13 protein-coding genes and 3 pseudogenes are annotated in these 19,708 nt (G+C 49.1%); all 16 read right to left on the bottom strand.

The features are described 5' to 3' along the window. Positions 1-31: 31 nt before the first annotated feature. The 16 genes and pseudogenes from CWM47_RS40480 to CWM47_RS33985 all read right to left on the bottom strand — a co-directional run bounded on the left by CWM47_RS40480 (position 32) and on the right by CWM47_RS33985 (position 19,557). Positions 32-262 carry a T9SS type A sorting domain-containing protein gene (locus CWM47_RS40480; protein WP_394342032.1) on the bottom strand — a complete coding sequence of 77 codons (231 nt, stop codon included), beginning with the start codon at positions 260-262 and terminating at the stop codon, positions 32-34. Positions 263-373: 111 nt separating this feature from the next. Further along, positions 374-1,093: pseudogene (locus CWM47_RS40475) on the bottom strand (PA14 domain-containing protein); the annotation flags it as partial. A gap of 91 nt (positions 1,094-1,184) precedes the next feature. Then, positions 1,185-2,225, bottom strand: a pseudogene (locus CWM47_RS40470) (PA14 domain-containing protein); the annotation flags it as partial. Positions 2,226-2,340: 115 nt separating this feature from the next. Further along, positions 2,341-4,455, bottom strand: a pseudogene (locus CWM47_RS39540) (PQQ-dependent sugar dehydrogenase); the annotation flags it as partial. Positions 4,456-5,160: 705 nt separating this feature from the next. After that, on the bottom strand, positions 5,161-6,069 hold the full coding sequence (locus CWM47_RS34040; protein WP_100992968.1) for a hypothetical protein: 909 nt from the start codon (positions 6,067-6,069) through the stop codon (positions 5,161-5,163). 527 nt (positions 6,070-6,596) lie between these two features. Further along, positions 6,597-7,469, bottom strand: coding sequence for a glycosyltransferase family 2 protein (locus tag CWM47_RS34035; protein ID WP_100992967.1), 873 nt, complete (start codon positions 7,467-7,469; stop codon positions 6,597-6,599). A gap of 265 nt (positions 7,470-7,734) precedes the next feature. After that, positions 7,735-8,298: a DapH/DapD/GlmU-related protein gene (locus CWM47_RS40115; RefSeq protein WP_100992966.1), complete on the bottom strand. Its 564-nt coding sequence runs from the start codon at positions 8,296-8,298 to the stop codon at positions 7,735-7,737. Beyond that, positions 8,295-9,431 carry a glycosyltransferase family 4 protein gene (locus CWM47_RS34025; RefSeq protein WP_157816143.1) on the bottom strand — a complete coding sequence of 379 codons (1,137 nt, stop codon included), beginning with the start codon at positions 9,429-9,431 and terminating at the stop codon, positions 8,295-8,297. The genes CWM47_RS40115 and CWM47_RS34025 overlap by 4 nt, the downstream gene beginning before the upstream one ends. Before the next feature lie 46 nt (positions 9,432-9,477). Continuing rightward, positions 9,478-10,719 (bottom strand): glycosyltransferase, encoded by a 1,242-nt coding sequence (locus tag CWM47_RS34020; RefSeq protein WP_100992964.1) that lies wholly within the window; start codon positions 10,717-10,719, stop codon positions 9,478-9,480. A gap of 11 nt (positions 10,720-10,730) precedes the next feature. Continuing rightward, complete coding sequence (locus tag CWM47_RS34015; RefSeq protein WP_100992963.1) at positions 10,731-11,789, bottom strand: acyltransferase family protein; 1,059 nt, start codon at positions 11,787-11,789, stop codon at positions 10,731-10,733. Beyond that, positions 11,770-12,951, bottom strand: coding sequence for a glycosyltransferase family 4 protein (locus CWM47_RS34010; RefSeq protein WP_100992962.1), 1,182 nt, complete (start codon positions 12,949-12,951; stop codon positions 11,770-11,772). Before CWM47_RS34010 ends, CWM47_RS34015 begins: the two co-directional genes overlap by 20 nt. Positions 12,952-12,961: 10 nt before the next feature. Continuing rightward, positions 12,962-14,023, bottom strand: a complete 1,062-nt coding sequence (locus CWM47_RS34005) for a CgeB family protein (protein WP_100992961.1) — start codon at positions 14,021-14,023, stop codon at positions 12,962-12,964. A gap of 26 nt (positions 14,024-14,049) precedes the next feature. Next, positions 14,050-15,732 carry a hypothetical protein gene (locus CWM47_RS34000; protein ID WP_100992960.1) on the bottom strand — a complete coding sequence of 561 codons (1,683 nt, stop codon included), beginning with the start codon at positions 15,730-15,732 and terminating at the stop codon, positions 14,050-14,052. Between the two features lie 78 nt (positions 15,733-15,810). After that, on the bottom strand, positions 15,811-16,965 hold the full coding sequence (locus CWM47_RS33995) for a glycosyltransferase family 4 protein (protein WP_100992959.1): 1,155 nt from the start codon (positions 16,963-16,965) through the stop codon (positions 15,811-15,813). A 30-nt stretch (positions 16,966-16,995) separates the two neighbouring features. After that, complete coding sequence (locus tag CWM47_RS33990; RefSeq protein ID WP_100992958.1) at positions 16,996-18,534, bottom strand: lipopolysaccharide biosynthesis protein; 1,539 nt, start codon at positions 18,532-18,534, stop codon at positions 16,996-16,998. 21 nt (positions 18,535-18,555) lie between these two features. Then, positions 18,556-19,557 carry a glycosyltransferase family 2 protein gene (locus tag CWM47_RS33985; RefSeq protein ID WP_157816142.1) on the bottom strand — a complete coding sequence of 334 codons (1,002 nt, stop codon included), beginning with the start codon at positions 19,555-19,557 and terminating at the stop codon, positions 18,556-18,558. Positions 19,558-19,708 lie beyond the last annotated feature (151 nt).

The raw sequence follows: 19,708 nt of genomic DNA, 5'->3' as shown, positions 1-19,708 counted from the left end.
GAGTGGCTTCTTTCGTTCTATAAAGATTGATTTATTCGGAAAGTAGAATCTTTCGTCTAAGCTGGCGGTCACCCTGATTCATATACAGGATGTATATGCCCCGATTTAGGTTTCGCACCGGAACCCGGATTGAATTCTGACCTTCCGTAACCTTGTTGTGTAATTGCAAAACCGATTGCCCAACTGTGTTGACTAACCGGAGAGATAGATCACCAGCCGCTTTAGATACATAATCTATTCGGAGTTCGTCAATAGCGGGTATCGGATAAACGTGAACAGATGGTTCGGCATTGTAGCTTTCGGCCTGATCTGACCCCAGTCGCGCGCTGGCAGCGGTAGCCGGATAGAGCCGGCCCTTGGGAATAATTTGAGGCCCCAGCCCCGGAATCGACCACTGCAGGCGGAGCACCGCTCCGCTGTTGAATTCGTAGTACTCCAGTTTGATGTCGTACTTCTGACCCGCCGTCAGAACAATGCCCGGGCTGGTGTCGGTGGTGGGGCCGTGGTTGGTCCAGTTGTTGATCAGCAGCACATTGTTGACCCACAGCCGAACCCCGTCATCCGAAATCAGACTGAAAGTGTAGTTGCCCGTAACGGGGGCCTCCACCTGACCCGTCCAGCGGGCCGAGAAGTTGTCGACGCTGACGGCGCTGGCCGGGGAGCCCTCCCCCCAGTCCACGTCGATGGTCGCATCCACCCGACTCACCACCACCGGGGCGCTCAGCGTCTGGTTGTTGAAGTACTCCGCCGTCAGACCCGTGCCCGTACCCCCATCGGCAGTGGGCGGGGGGGGCGGGGGGCTGGCCGTCAGGCGGAACAGCGCCGACGAAGGAATGGTCTGCTTGCCCACGCCCGGACCGGCATAGCTGGCACTCAGCGACTGCCCGCCACTGCCCTGGAAGAACACCACACTCAGGGCGTGCTTGCCCGCCTTCAGTCCGATCGTGCCCGAGCGTTCCTGGTCCCCGTGGGAGCCATCGTTGTCGACCACCTGGGTGGAGCCGATGTAGAGCTTGCTGCCATCGTCGGAGCTGGTGTAGAAGGTGTACTGCCCGTCGGTGGGTACGTTGATGTAGCCCTCGAAGCGCAGCGCGTAGTTCTCGTCGCGGCTGCGGGGCGAGAGGTCGACCCGCCTTCAGTCCGATCGTGCCCGAGCGTTCCTGGTCCCCGTGGGAGCCATCGTTGTCGACCACCTGGGTGGAGCCGATGTAGAGCTTGCTGCCATCGTCGGAGCTGGTGTAGAAGGTGTACTGCCCGTCGGTGGGTACGTTGATGTAGCCCTCGAAGCGCAGCGCGTAGTTCTCGTCGCGGCTGCGGGGCGAGAGGTCGATGGTGCTGGCCGTACCGGTCTTGTTGGGAATGAGCGCCGAGAAGTCGGGCAGGTTGACCCAGCCTCCTTGGTAATACTGGTAGTTGAGCCCCGCCAGAGCGTTGGCCGGATTCTCCGGATCGCGCAGGCCGCTGGGCGGTGGGGGTGGCGGGGTGACGGTGGTCGGATAGAGCCGGCCCTTGGGAATAATTTGAGGCCCCAGCCCCGGAATCGACCACTGCAGGCGGAGCACCGCTCCGCTGTTGAATTCGTAGTACTCCAGTTTGATGTCGTACTTCTGACCCGCCGTCAGAACAATGCCCGGGCTGGTGTCGGTGGTGGGGCCGTGGTTGGTCCAGTTGTTGATCAGCAGCACATTGTTGACCCACAGCCGAACCCCGTCATCCGAAATCAGACTGAAGGTGTAGTTGCCCGTAACGGGGGCCTCCACCTGACCCGTCCAGCGGGCCGAGAAGTTGTCGACGCTGACGGCGCTGGCCGGGGAGCCCTCCCCCCAGTCCACGTCGATGGTCGCATCCACCCGACTCACCACCACCGGGGCGCTCAGCGTCTGGTTGTTGAAGTACTCCGCCGTCAGACCCGTGCCCGTACCCCCATCGGCGGTGGGGGGTGGGGGGGGCGGGGTGGCCGTCAGCCGGAACAGCGCCGAAGCGGGAATGGTCTGCTTGCCCACGCCCGGACCGGCATAGCTGGCACTCAGCGACTGCCCGCCACTGCCCTGGAAGAACACCACACTCAGGGCGTGCTTGCCCGCCTTCAGTCCGATCGTGCCCGAGCGTTCCTGGTCCCCGTGGGAGCCATCGTTGTCGACCACCTGGGTGGAGCCGATGTAGAGCTTGCTGCCATCGTCGGAGCTGGTGTAGAAGGTGTACTGCCCGTCGGTGGGTACGTTGATGTAGCCCTCGAAGCGCAGCGCGTAGTTCTCGTCGCGGCTGCGGGGCGAGAGGTCGANCCGCCTTCAGTCCGATCGTGCCCGAGCGTTCCTGGTCCCCGTGGGAGCCATCGTTGTCGACCACCTGGGTGGAGCCGATGTAGAGCTTGCTGCCATCGTCGGAGCTGGTGTAGAAGGTGTACTGCCCGTCGGTGGGTACGTTGATGTAGCCCTCGAAGCGCAGCGCGTAGTTCTCGTCGCGGCTGCGGGGCGAGAGGTCGATGGTGCTGGCCGTACCGGTCTTGTTGGGAATGAGCGCCGAGAAGTCGGGCAGGTTGACCCAGCCTCCTTGGTAATACTGGTAGTTGAGCCCCGCCAGGGCGTTGGCCGGGTTCTCCGGATCACGCAGGTTACCCCCTCCCGCTGAGGTGAAGGTAGCGGTATACGTTGTGTTGTCTTCAGGGACGGAAATCTGTCCATCAGGACTAATGGCAGGTGCCCAGTTTGCAAACGTATAGGTTACGCCATTAAGCGTTTGTGTTGCTGGTGCCGACAGATTAATGGATACGCCCGTTACGTAAGGCTGGCTGTAGGGAGCGGTATGAGGCTGACCGTCGACAGTGAGTTGCAGCCCGGAAGGATTTGTCGTAATCGTCAGGTTCACTACTTTTGGATTGATATCCACGAACTTTGTGGCAGACCCTCCCTGCGAGTCGGTGACAGTCAGAAAAAGTCGATACCAGACATTCGACGACGTTTCGCCTATGGTTGGAATGGAGAAAGTACCACTTTTGCCATCGCCCGATACGTTGGGCGTTGGACCGGGGTGATCATGGGTGTCGTGGTGAAATTCAATACGCCATTGGAAGGCACTGGCGGGCAGATTGTTACCATCTTCGGGGTCGGTGGCCGAACCGCTGAACGATATAGTATTCCCCGCTCGGTATATGCTGCCGGCGGCAGGTGTGATAATCTGAGTCGTGGGATTCTGATTGGTCGTTACGGTGAGCGTGGCTCCATTGCTGGTTACGCTGCCCGACGAATTAGTGACGACCACCCGAAACACAACCCCGTTGTCAGATTGAGCAACCGGTGAGCGGGTGTAACTGGACGAGGTTGCGCCACTGATATCGACCCCATTTCGTTGCCACTGGTAAGCAAGGCCTGTACCCGAAGCGCCCACGGTAAAGGTGACAGCTCCGCCAACCGGCGATATCTGGTTGTTAGGCTGAGCCGAAATCGTAGGTACGTTATTGCCAACATACTGCACTCGCCACACTTCACCCTCGCTGCTGGTCGTGTTGTCTTCAGCGGAACCACCACCCAAACCACCACGGGCTATGTAGTATAGACTGCCATCGGGACCAACTTTGACAGAAATAGGGCGATTTATATTCGTAATAAAATTCGCGACTGCTGCTCCGTTGGCATAATCCAGCGTTTTAATATACCCACCGCAGTAATCGGCGAAGAAAAACTTGCCGATAAAACTACTGGGAAACTGATTGGTGGACGGATTGTAGAAGGCTCCCCCCGTTGTTGCACAGCCCGCACTGTGGTCGTAGGCGTAAACAGGGTCCTGATAATTAGCAGGAACAACTTGGTTCGTCCGGTATCCTTCAACAGCGGGCCACCCGTAATTCTTTCCGGCAAATGCCTCGTTGATTTCTTCATAATTGCCCGACCCAACATCGCCGATAAAGATACGGCCCGTGCCTGGTTGCACTGTCGCTTTGAATGGGTGACGGAGGCCGTATGCCCAAATAGCGCGATTTTTGCCGGTGTTGGTGCTGTAAAAAGGGTTGTCGGTAGGTATGCTTCCGTCGGGGTTTATCCGCAGCACTTTCCCCAGAAGATTGTTCATGTTCTGGGCATTTTCATAGATAGCATCTTCTCCCGTTGTGATGAACAGCTTTCCGTCTTTGAAAAACATAGCCCCTCCATTGTGGATACTGGCCTGCACGTTGTCTAACTCGAGAATAATCGTTTCACTGCTCGGGTCTGCCACATCGCCAACAGCCTTGAACCGGCTGACCCGGTTATGAAGGGGTGCCGTTGCAACTGCGTAGTATACGTACACGAATTGGTTACTGGCGAAATTCGGGTCAAACGCTATGCTTTGTAATCCCCGCTCATCGAAATTATTTACCGAGATAGTCAGGAAAGGCGTTGGCAAAAGACTGCCATTTTTAATAATGCGCACCCGACCCGGTTTTTCAGTAACGAACAGGCGTCCATCGGGGGCGAAATCCATACTCGTTGGATCGAGGCCCGTTGCCAGCCTGGTTTCTGAAAAACCATTGGGCAATGTAGCAGCCGTGAGTGGCTTTGGAAGTAAAAAACTGATAAATGCACAGGACCAGGCTAACCAGTTTAGTAAATAATTTTTGGGTGAGTCGACGGCTCGCTGATTTGTTTTGAGCAGGCCGAAAAGAAGGGAAAAGTGTTTCATAAATTCAAATGTAAATTGTTGACCGATAAAGCGCTCACAAGATACAAATGAAAGTATCTTTTTTTGTACTGAAGTACGATAAGCTTTTAAGCGATTCACTAATATCGGGATACTGCTAGCTAGCCTCCATTAAAAAGCCATTATAAACGTTCTACACTCTTTTTCCTCTGCTCAATGCACCAATAGTTTGAATTTGACCGTATGAGTAAAATGAGTAATGACATGAGTATTTACTGATTCGACTGATATCCATATTCAATTAATGGTACAGGAGATCGTACACGAATGGCGAATAAGCTCGTAAATAAAAAATTCGCCAGTAGTGGGCTGAACGATAACTAGACCTATAAGTATACAAAATTATTTTACTGATATATTTATCTCAATCGAAGACTAGTAAATTTACACCATTATCTTCTTCACAATGTATACTATTTATTAGTAGGTAGCGTAACAATCTATCAGTGGTTTGCTGCTAAAGCGGTAATTGACGGTAGAGAAATTATATCACTTAATGTAGTTGAGAATGGGTTCGTATAAATTTTTACTAATGAATAACTGGCCCTCTGCGTTGATATGGATTCCATCTAGGTAATACTCTTTCTTCGCTCCCAGGTTCAGCTCCCGAATGACTTTCCGGTGTCTGGTCGTATAAAAATCAATTATTAGTTTTCCATCTTTAGAATATTGCTTTTTACTAATTTCGTCAAGATCGGGATGAAGATAAATTAGGAAAGGAATATTTAAGCGTCGGGCAAGGCTGTCTAAATCAGAAAAGCCGCTGTTAAATTTTTGATTTTTTTCCTTTACTTCAGGTGATTTTTCTTCGGGAAATATTTTTTTAAAGGTATTATTAATTACACCATAGCCTTTGTCTACTAGTTTTTTGATTCCGAATATGTAGTTTTTATCAGGATGCACACTACTTACGCCTACAATTTTTTCAAAGGTCATGTTATCGTAGGCATCACCACTGCCACAAACATAAATCATCAAATCAGCATTGAATGTCCCGTATTTTTTTAAATAGGCGTATATATTATCCGGTCCCCACGAGAAAGAAGATATATTCAGAACCCGAACTTTTTTACCTAATTTTTTGTTCAGGCTATTTTCCAAGAGTGTTGACGCCAGTTCATCCTGATCAATAGAATTACCTCCATTTAAAACAGAATCACCAATGAGTAATACAACGCATGTATCACTTTTGTTGATTGGCTCACTACGCATAGAGTACTCGTTCGTTTTGAAATTGTTGCCGTATATTCTCGTTGTCTGGTTAGGCCTGTGTATATATTCAAATTCTTTACTCTCCATAAATAATGGAAACTGATCAAGGCCAAGATATCGTGCAACAAGTTCAGCAAGAACCAGAATACACAGAACGGATAGACTTATAAATTTTAATTTTTTCATTTTGATCGTTACAGTTAAGATCGTTACTGTGCTGATAATCTACTGATTAAGCAGAAGTCAAGTCCGCTTACCCTACTATACCATTGGGCTGGTGTCTCTGCTCACAAACGTTTTGAGGAGACAGCTCAATGACAGTACCGGCGTTTTGAGCGGCAGAAAGGTTAATCAATTATATCAGGGCTTTTACAAAAAAAATGGCTCCGCACGGGCCACCTGTGCGGAGCCATTTTTAGTCATTAGCATGTGAATCTAGTTTTTATAGAGAAGCCCTGTCAATGATGTTGAGTCGCAGGCAGAGCAATCAGGTATCTTTTGACTAACAGATCCTACAATGGTATTTAGCGCTCGGGAAAAGTATGGTCGTAAGTAAGAGATAAAAAACGCATTTACGGCTAATTCAATCGTATCTATCTTATATAACAGTAGGCTTATACATAATCCGCACAGATTACGCATAAACTAATTCGTTTTCTGATCGATATAAATTTTGTAAGTAAGGATATGTATTGAGACTGGTAACTATTCCATTAGGATACCACTTCCGATTGTCTGGCTATTGGCTTTGCGGCTACTTTCTCCTCATTTTTCATTTCCTGAATTTTAAGATACATCTGGGTTAGATAGCCCATCTTAAGAATAGCGAACGTAAATCCACGTGTGCCGTCCCGAAAACCACCCATCAGAAAGAAGCTACCAAAAAAGTAAGCTACGCCAATAAAAGGTGTTCCCATCAGGCCATACTTTATACGCTGCATCCACGTCCAGGAGCTTTTTGTATTGTGAGATGCTTTCAGAAAACGAGCCGCTTCCCAACTCGAATACTCGTTATGTTTACTGACGTAATAGGAAATACCCCGCATGTCCTGATGGTCGATTTTGCTTTTTATAGTTCCGACTTTACCATCAAGCACAGGGTGCTCATGAACTTCCATATCACAATTACTCCAGCGGTCTTCATCTATTCGTTCATACTCACCAGCCGTAACCTGAAAAAGTGCCAGCTTGTGAAGGAAATAACCACCTCGTAGCTCTTTTCCCATAAAATAAATACTATACCGAAGCCAGTAACCTACTTTGTCTTCGTTCGCGTTAAGTGTATTTCGCAATTCAGCTTTAAAGTCTTCCGTCAGCGATTCGTCTGCGTCAAGAAACAAGACCCATTTGGTTTTGGGTCGGTGGTTTCTTAGAAACCAGTTCCGCTTTTTTGGAAATTGACCGTTCCAGTCAAAATTTACAACATCAGCGCCCCAATTAGTTGCAATTTCACGGGTTCTGTCCGTACTACCGGAGTCTATGACAACAATATATTGAGCCAGATCTAGACCGATTGCCGTAAGACAATTCAGTAAGTTTTTTTCTTCGTTTCGAACGGGAATGGCAATCGTTAAGTCTAGCGTCATTCTAATGTTTGTTTGCAAAATGATTAGTTTAGATAATTCAAAAAGTGTAGAGTTGAATTATTTTATATTAGAATAGTATAATTATTTTAAGTAGCCCGATTTTATTAGCAACTATCGATGCCGTTTTTTAAGTCTGACTAATCACTTATTTCAAGCTAATTTAAATCATATTTAGCAGGTAAGCGATTAATTTTTTATCCGGTATGCCTGCTGCGTTGCACCAGTTATTTCAATTGCCTGAGTAACCAGTAGCACGGCACCTTGCTTATACAAATGCTGAAACTTGGCGTGTACTAATCACGCGGGCCGGGTTGCCTACGGCAACTTTATAGGGTGGAACATCTTTCGTTACAATACTACAGGAGCCAATAACCGCATAATCGCCAATGGTTACGCCCGGCATAATGAATGCTCGGGCACCAACGAACACATGGGCACCAATAGAAATGGGCGCGGTAAGTAAATTCATTTCAGGTCGGTCGAAGGCATGGGTTCCCGTGCAGATATAAGCCTCCTGCGCAACAGTAGCGTGCGCATGAATTTCGATTTTCCCTAGTGAATAGGCATTGGCCCGGTCGCCGAGACAGGCGCGGTCATGCAGGGTTAAATTCCAGGGAATCTGAATACGGGCGCGTTGGTGAACAAAAGGATTTCCATATATTTTGGCACCGAACAACCGCAGCCAGGCCACCCGCCAGGCATTAGCCGGTTTAGGAGTCCATGAGCAGAATATGAGCCATACGTACTCCCACAGAACCATTTTTATACGCTGATCAACTGTCCAGGGGCTTTCATAGGGGCTGACCTGGGCATGGACATTTACATTCATAAAGCGATAGGTTTATCTACGTTTCGTTTTCCCGTAATACCTTCAAACGCATCGATGAACTGCGATGCGATGTACGAGACAGAGTGACTTTGACGAACGTTAAGCGCCTGTTCGGCCAGTTTGTGCCGCCGTTCAGCGTCTGTTTGTAGTCCGTCGATTGCTTTGTTGAGCAGCGCAACAGCATCGTTACTGCGGTGATCGAACACTAATCCGTTGGCTCCATGATGGATGAAATCGCGGAAACAGGCCAGGTCGGACACCACTGGTACGCATCCCCAAGCCATGGCTTCCAGCGGAGCGAGTCCAAAGGTTTCGCCTTTTTCGGCCACGGAGGGATAGACAAATATGGACGCTTCAGCATAATACTCATTCAATAGGTTCATGTCAAAGACCGGACCAGTAAACTCTACATTGGCGTCGCCGGCCAGTTGTTTGAGCGATTCCAGATAAGGCTGGCCTCCCCCGCCGGTGCTTACGTCCGATGGCCCAACGATGCGGAGTTTCCAGCCCGAATTCAGGGTTTTGAACGCTTTTATCAACAGTTCCAGGCCTTTTTCGGGATGAAGTCGGCCAACATAAAGCAACACATGCTTTTTCTCATCGACATGAACCGGGGGCAACCCCTGAAACGGGAGCGGGTTGGGAATAATGACCATTCGCCGGTGCTGCTGAACGGGCAGTTCCCGCCGGATCGCATCGGCAACCGGGCCAGAGTTTACGCGCAGAAGTGGTGCCTGTTTATACAGCCACATCTGGCCCTTGGGGAGCCTCTCCACACTCACACATACTTTTTTGCGAAGCGGTCCACTCACCAAAAGTGGCGACCAGAAGGTGTTAGTAATCACAATGTCCGTATCTTCCGGTATCTCTTTTACCGCCCGAACCGAATAAAGCAGATCTCGCCATTTCAATCTGACAATGGAAGATGGAGTATCGTAGCCGGTAATCCGCACATAGGTGACACCATGTGATTTATTTTTGTTCGGTAGATCGGGGTGAGAGCGCCCAATATGCACGACCTCGTGCCCCAGAGCGGCAAACTCCTGCCCCAGTTTATACCAGATTTTTTCGACTGCTCCACCCAGAACCGGAGGAACCGGCAAAAAGGCGCCCTGTATGATTGAGATTTTCACTGATTCTTTTTTTTCGTTTGGCAAAGAAGTGTTGTAGTATAGTTGTTCAGACAATTGCCGTCAGCAGATTCTTTGCCGCCGGCTCAACGGCAAAATACATTTGGTAGGATTTTCGGGTTTGCTGTTCGATCGCCCGCTTCTGATCATCAGACAGTCGCAACCAGCCGTCCAGCATCTGCTCCGTTCCTTCCCGTGTGTCGGCCGCAACCAGGCCACCACCCGCCATTTCAATCTCCCGCCAGATATTGACCTGATCCGAAATCAGCACGGGTCTGCCGCAGGACAGCGCTTCTACTACCGCAATGCCAAAATTCTCTTGGTGGCTCGGCAATACGAAGGCCTCACATCCGTAAAACGCCCCCCACTTCGCATCGTCGGTGAGCATGCCGGGGAACGAGACAAGTGATGCCAGAGCCTGCTGCTGCGCAACCTGCTGCTGCACTTTCTGGCCATAGGGTGTTTCCAGACCGGGGCCCGCAATGACCAGTTTGGGCAGGCTCATTTTCTCAAAGCCTGCTGCGGTACTTCCTCCGGCACAGACTTCAGCCTCCAGCGCTGAATACCTTTTGACCAACTGGCTATAAGCGTCGATCAGCAGATCGATGCCCTTTTTCTCGTGGATGCGGCTCAGAAACAGCAAATATGGCGTATCGGCCACGTCAGGGCACTTTCTCAGGAACGATTCCCGCATAGCAGGCGTATAAACCGGAGGTTCATCGACACCGAGTCCAACTACGGCCTCTTTTTTCGGTTTATATGGCCGGAACGGTTCGCGGGCGAGCAGTAATTCGGCCTCACAGGTGAACAGCAATCCATCGGCATCGGCAATGATATCACGTTCGATCAGCTTCCAGTAGGCCCAGTTGCGCAGTGCTTTTATTTTCCGGGTCGACGCCTTCTGAAACCACGGATCGAGCATGCCGTGGGGCATCACGAAGAACGTTGGCCCTGTTCCTTTTCGTTGTTTGTTTCTGACAATTTTCATTGCCCGGCGAAGGGCGTAGCCCGGATACAGCCACAGTCCGTGAAGAATGATGACGTCGAAATGAGCGGCATTGTTAACGAGCCACGAAATGAGTTTGCTGTTATAGCCCCACTGGCCATTTCTTGGTCCGAGGGCATGAATGGTAAACGGATCTGTCTGGATGAAGGGCGCATCGGGCGCGTCTACACTGACCACCTCGTTGTGAACCCCTACGTTATTCAAGCCATTAATCATTGTTCGTACCGCCTGAGATACACCACCCGTTTCAGGGTCAATTTCGGCGGCTACGTGTAGAATTCGCATAGATTTCTTTTTTATTCTCCTAGAAATAGTTGCTTACATATTGGAATCTTTCTGATAAGTAAAGTTAACGCTGCTGCCAATAAAAAAATCAACGTGACTTCCAGTAGTTTCACCACAAAATTGTATTCGAGATTAGCATGATGAGTTACTTTTAGGATAAATTCAAAGGCTTCTAAAAAAAGTATATGGCTCAAATAGATTCCAAAAGAAGTTGATGCAAGAATTGATAACCAGTTTGGTAACGTATAGGTAGGAATGCAAAGCGTTAAAAGCAGTAGTCCGAGGCCACCAATAGGTAGGATTAACGGGTAATTTAATACGGAAAGATTGTATCCACGATAATTAAGATAAACTGCTGACACAATCAGCACGATCGCCGTGATTATATATCCTGGTCGAAATGTAAGTGTATGTATTCTTGGTGAAAGCCAAAAGGCTGAACCAATAAAAGCGGTCATTCCAATAACTTGACCCGTGGCTGCAACGCCAAAGCAGTCATTGTAATCGCCCCAGGCCAAATATGCCAGCGCTATGAGAAGGATTGTTGTGCCCAATGTCCGTTTCGTAGAATTGGGAGTAACAATCAGATAAATAGCGAGGGTTACTGATTGCAACAGAACTAAAGTTGGTAAGAAATATAATTGTACTGCACTTTCACCGTAAAATAGAACTCTCCAAAATATAATTCCAGAGTCTCCTCCCAATAGTAGTCTTTTAGCTAAAAGAAGGCTTACATAAACTGTAGTCCAGGAAAGGTATGGCAGTAAAATTCTTCGCCATGTTTTTGTAATAATATCAGGTATTGATGCTTGCTTAAGGCCGGAAACAAAATAGGTTAATGATATTGCATAAAAGAAGGGCACACACAGCGGCCAAAACAAAATATTAAAACCCTCAGCCGCAGAAGTGCTGAAAGGAACATGTAAAGCAATAACACCATAAGCAGCCAAAAGCCGGGCTAAGTCTACTGTGATATTTCTTTTACCAATAGTTGAAACCTTCTCCTCTGCGATTAAGAAGGCAGCGTTTGTTGGTGCATCTCGATAGCTGCTAAGCGGTATTAAGGCCATCTTCTTCTGCGATTTTCTGGTACAATTGTTCAAAGTGATCCAGCGCCTTTTCGGGGTTGAATCGTTCGGAATTTTTAAGCCCCAACGCAACGACCGTTTTGTGTTCTTCCGGAGAGAGGTCGAGTATTGTTTCAACAACCCGTGCGGCTTCGTTGGCCCAGTCGTTAACGCTGGCGGGGTTATTGGGCCGGCGCGGAATCAGGAAGCCCGCCTTGCCGGCCACTTCGGTCATGGGTGCTTCGTTCGTTGTAATAACCGGGCAGCCAGACGCCATCGCTTCGGCAATGGGCCAGCCAAAACCTTCGGCAAGTGATGGGAACAGAAAGACCGAAGCGCCAACGTAGGCCAAACGAACATACTCATCGTCGACACGGCTTAAAAAGTGAATGTTTGTTTTGAAAGCTGAAGCCGCCTGTTTCGTCAGTAATGGTGCATCCGGTGCTTCACCAATCATTAAAAGGGGTAGATTCTGTTGAGCGGTTGAGCGCCAGGCGTCATATATTTCCAGCACACCCAGCCGATTTTTATACCATATATTACCCCCCACATGCAGCAGATAGCCCGCCGACAGGTCAATGCCAAACTTCTCGCTCAGTAGCGTTCGGGCCGCACCGGGATCGGACGGGGTAAACGGCTGGTTCAGACCATTATACACAACTTCCGACGTGAGCGGAGGAGCGGAAAGCATTCGGGAAAGATCGTCTTTCGTTTTCTGGGAGATAGGGATAAATCGCTTCCCCATCGAATAACCACGGCGAATATAAGCCTGGTAGTTTCGGCCCGTCCAGCTGGTTGGGTTCTCTGGAATTTCGCCCAGTGCCGAGCGTTGCGCCAGAAAATCGTGGCAGTGGATAACGTGCGGCCGGTTGGCTACAATGGGCAGATATGGGCCCAGGGCATTGTCTGTAAGCACAAAAAGGGTATCCGGCGAGCAATTTTTTAACCGGGCCCGCACCTCGCGAGGAAACACGATGTATTGATCGATGTAGGCCAGCCATTTCCGCATCACCGGCAGAGCAGGAAGTTGCAGCACCCGGGCCTGCGGAGACCAGAGTTCCACTGTATGTCCGCGCTGCTTCATCCCCTCGGTTAGCATTCGCGCAAAGCGTTGCATGCTTTGCTGGTTCAGAAAGGTTGGATGAGCGAAAAATACAATGTTCATACGCTGGTGATTAGTAGTCGATCACGACGCTGTTTTTCAGCACTTCGTCAAGAATTTTGCGGCATATATCCTCATTGCCCACGCGCAGAGACTCTACCTTTTGTTTACCGGCCAAGCGAATACCCTCGCGGAATGAGTCGTTGGACAGCAACGTTTTGCAGACTTCGGCGCATTCCTGCACATTCGACCAGAAAACGGCTTCAACGCCTTCTGCATAGAGTTCCTGATGCTCGGATGTACGTTCGGCACAAAGCAGGCCCCCGGCAAAAGGGACTTCGAGCGACCGCTGGGTGTGCAAATCCCGATTTCCTTTCGACAAAAACCCGAGACAAACCTTAGCACCCTGGATAGCGGCTACATAGTCACGCCCTCCTAAAGCCCCCCCCCGATAGACCGGCTGCAAACTTTTCCAGTGCGGGGATTTTGTCCAGCGGTCGCCCCAGATACTGACCGGCACCCCCTGATTGATCAGCTCCAGCATAAACTCGTCCCGGCGTTCGTGACGCATCCAGGTGCCAATGAATGCCACATCGGACTTGAACGAGGCAGGAATAGCGGCTTCGGTTTCGAACGGGTTGTGTGCTACTTCGTCGTAGCTACGGAATACCCGCATAACTTGTTTAGCCCCCAGCTTTATACACTCTTCTTCTGTTTCTCTTCTGACCACAACCACCAGATCGTAGAGGGAAATGGCATTGACCAGTGAATCGAACCGACGTCCGTCTCTTTTGCCGGTTGGGTCGTCGACGTTATATAACAATACCGGGCAGCCCAGGCTTTTCAGGTATTTTAAGCACTCGGGCCCAAATAACTCGCCACTATCTACCCAAACGAGGTCTGGCTTAAGCTGGTTGGTACTAATTTTTTTCACCCAGCGCACCACCTTATTTTGCAACAGCCGATAGCCCGACCGGTAGTGGAGCGCCTGAAACCACCTGGATTCTAACTGCCCGGCGGCTGCCTGCGAAGGATTATGAATGGAGACAGCGTGGCCAAGTCGAACGAGCGCGTTTGCACGGTGGGTAGAGGTAGAGCCTGGACTGTTGTCACCGAAATAGAGTATATTAACCATTGGGGTGATTGATTTAGTAGTAAAACTTACTTGGCCTGATCCAGGCGGGTGAGCGAAGCTTTTTGTAATCTCACCGAGGTCATCATGGTTACGACAGCACTTATTGACCGGGTAAGGTGATAAATAAGCGCATAGAGGAAAATTTTCTGAACCCAGCCCCGCAGTAAAAAGGCCGCTATTCCTTCTACACTTTCCATAGGAAAAAATTGAAATATGGACGTGAGGCCAAGAAGTCCGCAGAAACTAAATTGTAGTATCAAATCACTATTCCCGTTTTTATCAAGAGTCGGCTTTTTTACAAATAAAATATCGTATAACATATAAATAGGCAGCATGCCGATACCCAATATGAGCAGGTACCACCAGCCGAAAGCAGCCATGCCCGTACCGGCAAAATGACCGGTCCGGAAAACACCGAGCGACCATGCATCACCACTGACCCTGTAATAAAGATAGTCGCCGAACGATACGGTATTGACGACATCTTTTTCTACATCCAGATTCAGAAAATCGAGAACGGGAACGGGCAGAGTAGACAGGAAATGGTCAATTGTAAATTCATAAATAGCCGGGTTCTGTTTTCCCGTTTTTGAGGCCAGAATAAGGCTCGCGTCGTTATACTTTAAATTACAGAACCGGGCCAGAAAAATATTATCCATGTATTCCTCGTCCCAATCTTCGCCTTTACTGGTATTCTCCTGCTGGAAGGCTTTTAGTGCATCCTTCTGAGTATAGGCGTCCAGCGTGAGTGCGATCAACTCCATCCGGGGCGTATCGGCACGTAAGCTGCGGACCATGACCATGGCCGTGCCAATGTCGGCGATTGGGCCTGTAAATAGCCAAAGAGCAAAAAGGCCGATCGCCAGATTCTTGAGTGTAAATAAGCGAGTCTTTACTATTTCCAGCAAAAGTCCCAGACCGAACGTAAATCCTACCGAAGTAAACCCCAGCATAAAGGCACCCCGGCTGTTTGTGCCCATACTCACCACGAAAAGAAGAAGGGTAAAGGCTATAAGCTGGAAAGTTAATCTGGTTTTGGGCGGTTCCTTTTTACCATACAACTTTCCAAACGGAATAAAGAAAGGAGCATAGGTAAATGGAATGAGCGCTTCAACCAGTTTGTCGGCTCCGCCCGAAACCTGATGACCCACCGAGGGCGAGTAGAAATGTACATAGAACATAGCCGTTAGGCCGGTAAAACCGATAAGCCATACCTGCAAATCGGTTGGTACGCTGAAAATGCCAAGGCCAGTCAAAAGTTTAGGCGCTTTTGTCGATAACTGAACCTGATTCGCAAACATCCAGTATATAGTGTGGCTAATGATGAGGACAATTAAAGCCAACATTGAATGAAGGAAAACTTCTTCGGGCAATTGCAGATTGTAGATAAGCGGTTTGCCTTCTAGCAGGGTAAAAACGAGCGGGAAATAAAACTGGGTAAAAACAAAGCCAATGATTAAAAAAGCGGAAAAGGGAAAGTTTTTTAATAGCAACGGACGCAGAAAAATGGTTGTTGTCAGTACCCATGCGCCCAGAACGCAGCCAATGGCAATTAGATTGTCGGGTGTATAGAATAGAATAATTTGTAAGACCGAAGCAAACAAAAGTATAACCCAGGACCAGAAGACAAACTGCGAAAGGAAGCCTGCCTTTGGTCGTTGATTAAGTACCGTCGTTTTGAATTGAGACGCTGTTGCCTGTAGAGTCATTTTAGTAAGAAATAGAATGGCTTCTATTGATATTTATTAAGCTATATATTTTTGATAGATATAGAACTGGCAAGTAGATCAATGCAGCGATGTCAGGAGGTTCGCAAATGTATTTCCGTACGTATCCCACCCTTTCATTGCAGATACTCTGCTGATGGCCGCTTCGGACAGCCGAGCTTGCAGGCCGGGGTCATCGGCTAGTTGTTGAAGGTGCTCGGCGATACGACCCGGCGACCGGATCGGCACAATAAAGCCCTCAACTCCGTCCGTAAATAAATCTTCACTTCCCGAGTTAGCCGTTGCAATAACCGGACAGCCACAAGCGAGTGCTTCGCCCTGCACCATAGCCAGCCCCTCTTCAATACTTGGCAGGACAAACACATGAGCCGTGCTATATAGTCGGGGCAGGTCCTGATTTGGTACAGTCCCCATAAAAGTGATTCCAGTCAAATCCTGCGTTGCGAGTAACGCTTTCATCTCCAGCTCCACGTCACCAATCACAATCAATTCTTTCGCAGGATGTTTGAATGCCTGAAAGGCATTACACAAATCGAGAAATCCTTTCCGTATGCCTACCGATCCTACCCAAAGGACCCGGAATGTATCCTTTGGCGGATCAGCTATTTTACAAAAACGATCCAGACGAGCCCCGTAAACTACTTTCGACAGTTTACGGGCGGGTATGCCCATATCGAGGAATGACTGCCTTACAAATTCGGAAGGAACCGTAATACAGTCGGCCTGTTCATACTCGGCTTCTTCTTTGGCAATGATACGAGGGTCTACACCGTCGAAAACGAGGCCCCAGCGGGCGTATTCCTCGCGGAGTAGCTGATCCTGAAATCGAATATGCGACGAGCCTCGATCACACACGTGCCGGCCACCATTGCGTTGCGCCGATGCGCCCGCGTACAGACCGGTTCCCGAGAGGGCTACCAGCGTAGTTGGGTGTTTAAGCCGGCTGGCTACATGACGGTCCAGTGTTTCCTGGGCCCACCAGTGCCATTCCCGGCTAAGCCACATCCAGTGGGCCATTCCGTAGCGTCCACGAGCCATGTAAGGCGAATGCAACCATGGGAAGGTGCATATCTTGCTGGCTGGAATGCCCTGCTCATCGCGCAGTTTGTAGCGCAGATAGCCAGTCCATATGCAATCCAGCAAGTTGTGCCTTTCCATTTGTCGAGCCAGGTGAAAGTGATGAAATCGACCAATGGAAATTTGAGTGACGGTCATAAAATATGTAGAACATCTAAACTGCTCTGTTTAAACCGGAAATAATTTGTCTACTCCAGGTACATGGCTCAATATTTTCCTGGCCTGTTGAGTGGCCAGCGAGGGCAAAACATGCCAGTAACGCCAGGTATTCCCAAGAAATAATATCATGGATACCCCCAGTACTATCCACCGAAGATGTGGAAAAAGGATCATAACAGCCATTGTGACAGCTGAAATCACAACCGACGTAAGTACGATTAAAAAGGAGCGCATGGGCCAGGATAAGCCGTTCTGCTGTAGCCAGCGTCTGGCAACTGTCGCGTAGCCTACGGTGGTGAGAATTTCAGCAATCAGTAAGGCAATACCCCCCCCCAGAATACCAACCAGTGGCACTAGAATGTAAATGAAGACGACCACCGTAATAGCCGCCGTCAGAGAAATAAATAGTTGAGGCTTCAGTAAGTTGTTGCCGATCACAACTGTCGTTGCAGGTTGAACCACCGCGAAGACAAGCACGCTCAGCGAAAGCGTGGCGAAAAGCCAAGGATCGAATGGAACCTTACCGCGTGTCCAGGCTATATAGAATGGCTCGACAAATGCCTGTAAAATGACGACTGCCGGAGCCAGTATCGCAACGATTATGATCCACACTGTTCCAAAGGCCAACTCGCTGCGATCCTGATCCCGCTCGTGTAAGAACCGCATCAAATCTGGAATCAGTGGATTGGTAACCGTATTTAAGCCCTGCAACGCAACATTGGCTCCGGTTCGCATGGTGGCGAAAGCAACCAGCCCGGCCGCACCCGTAAGCGGAGCCAATACCAGCCGTACGCCCTGTTGCCGCAGATTTTCCAGGATGATTTTACCAAAAACAGCCAACGAATGAATAAAATTCTTGCTGCCCACTTCCCACGATGGAGCGCTGAATGCAATGTCCTCCCGGCGGAGTATGCGAAACAGATCGATGTACAGCGGAATATACAGAATAATGGCAACGACCGACGATATAACGCCGGTGGTCAACAGGTCAGCTCCGCAAACAACCGCTACGGCCGGAACTAACGCGTTGGCAACTGCATATCCGCAGTTCCACCAGGCCATTCGCGGGAAATAGCCAAATGGTGCCAGCACCCGGAATAGCAAGCCAGACACGCTGGTGCAGATAAGCCAGGCAACGCCCTGCAACAGCAAAACAATGCTCACGGCATTGATCGAGTTTGAATCCAGCGAATCGGTTTTGCCAAGAACGAATGGCAACGCATTTGTTACTATAAATACAATGATCAGCGAAATCTGAATCAGGCTGATCCCAATACCGATACTGACGCCGGACCAGAGATACTTACTTAGTTTCGGGCGATTATCTTTTCCAATGCGCATGAATTCGTAGCCCAGAAACTCCTGATGCCCGGTATCCAACGTAAACAGAACGCCCACCAAAGCCTGAATAGCTATCCACAATCCATAGGTTTCGATAGACCAGTGAGTAAGATATAAGGGCACCAAAACAACCTGAGAGACTATATTCACTCCGATGCGCACCCAGGAAGCCGCACTACCGGAAATTAATCGCGACGCTGTTGACATACTACTTATTTAGATTAAAAATTAATTTCTCAGCGCACCCACCATTTTAAAACGAAGTAAAACCGTTTTAAAAATTGACCTTGGAATTGATTGTATATCTGATAAGATAGACATCGCATTCCCGAACCCGTTCAGGTATAACCAACTAAACATCCTGGCTTTAGGTGCAGATGAAAGTTTGTGTAATTCGGACACGAGCGCTTTCTTTTCGTCGTTGTTATAAACAGTCCAGCTCAGGCAGTTTGCATACTGGCAGGCAAAATCTGTTCGACTATTTTTTACGGCGCTCGATTTCCAGTTCTGTTTTGAAAAGGCGGGCTCAATCACCTCTTCGAATACCTGCCTGATGCCCGTAATCTCATCGTATTTACGCTTGCTTCTGAATTTGTCGGTCCAGACCCGGTAAGAAGACAAGATCTCGTCCAGATAAACATTACCGTAACCGGCAGCGCACATCGACGCGGCAAGGTGATAATCAAAACAATGTTGTGAACGCCCCGCCAGATAGTTCAGCTTTTCAAGCGCCGTACGTCTGTACATGATTATGTTCGCCGTTACCCGGTATCCTTTCAACGTTGACTTCAGCGCATCGGTACTTGACTGGAAGCCTGATTTTCTAAACAGCCGTTTTTCCTGAAGTAATTTCCCATGCTGATCAACTTCGTCGACAGCCGTATGTATGTATCCGGCATCAGGATATTCAGCGAAAAGCTGACCTACTTTTTCTACGTATTCAGGCGACAAATAATCGTCTGAATCAAGCTTGACAATAAAGTCACCGGTACACGCCCGAAGGCTGGCATCTGCATTTGCGGTTATGCCCAGATTCTTTTTTTGGTAAACGACACTAAGAAATGGTATTTCAGCCACAAGGCGTTCCAGAACCTGAGGTGTTGCATCCGTGCTGCAATCGTCAAAAACAATTATTTCCCAGGGTTGGACAGTTTGTTGAACAGCACTTCGAATGGCCTGTTCTATATAATTGGCCTGATTATAAGTAGGAATACAAACCGAAACTTTCATAATTCTATTTATGTGAGTAGTAGTCACAAGTATCAGGCGTTTAGCATTGACTTTCGCCCAAATTGATTTTTCTCGAAAATGCATTGCCAACTGGCAAAAACGTATCGCTATGAACAGGCTGCTTAGCGGTCGTATTACAGGCAGTAACACG

Origin of the sequence: Spirosoma pollinicola, assembly GCF_002831565.1 — a bacterium.
Classification (GTDB): Bacteria; Bacteroidota; Bacteroidia; order Cytophagales; family Spirosomataceae; genus Spirosoma; species Spirosoma pollinicola.
Note: the sequence above shows the minus strand (reverse complement) of the source record. Positions and strands in the feature narration are given on the sequence as shown.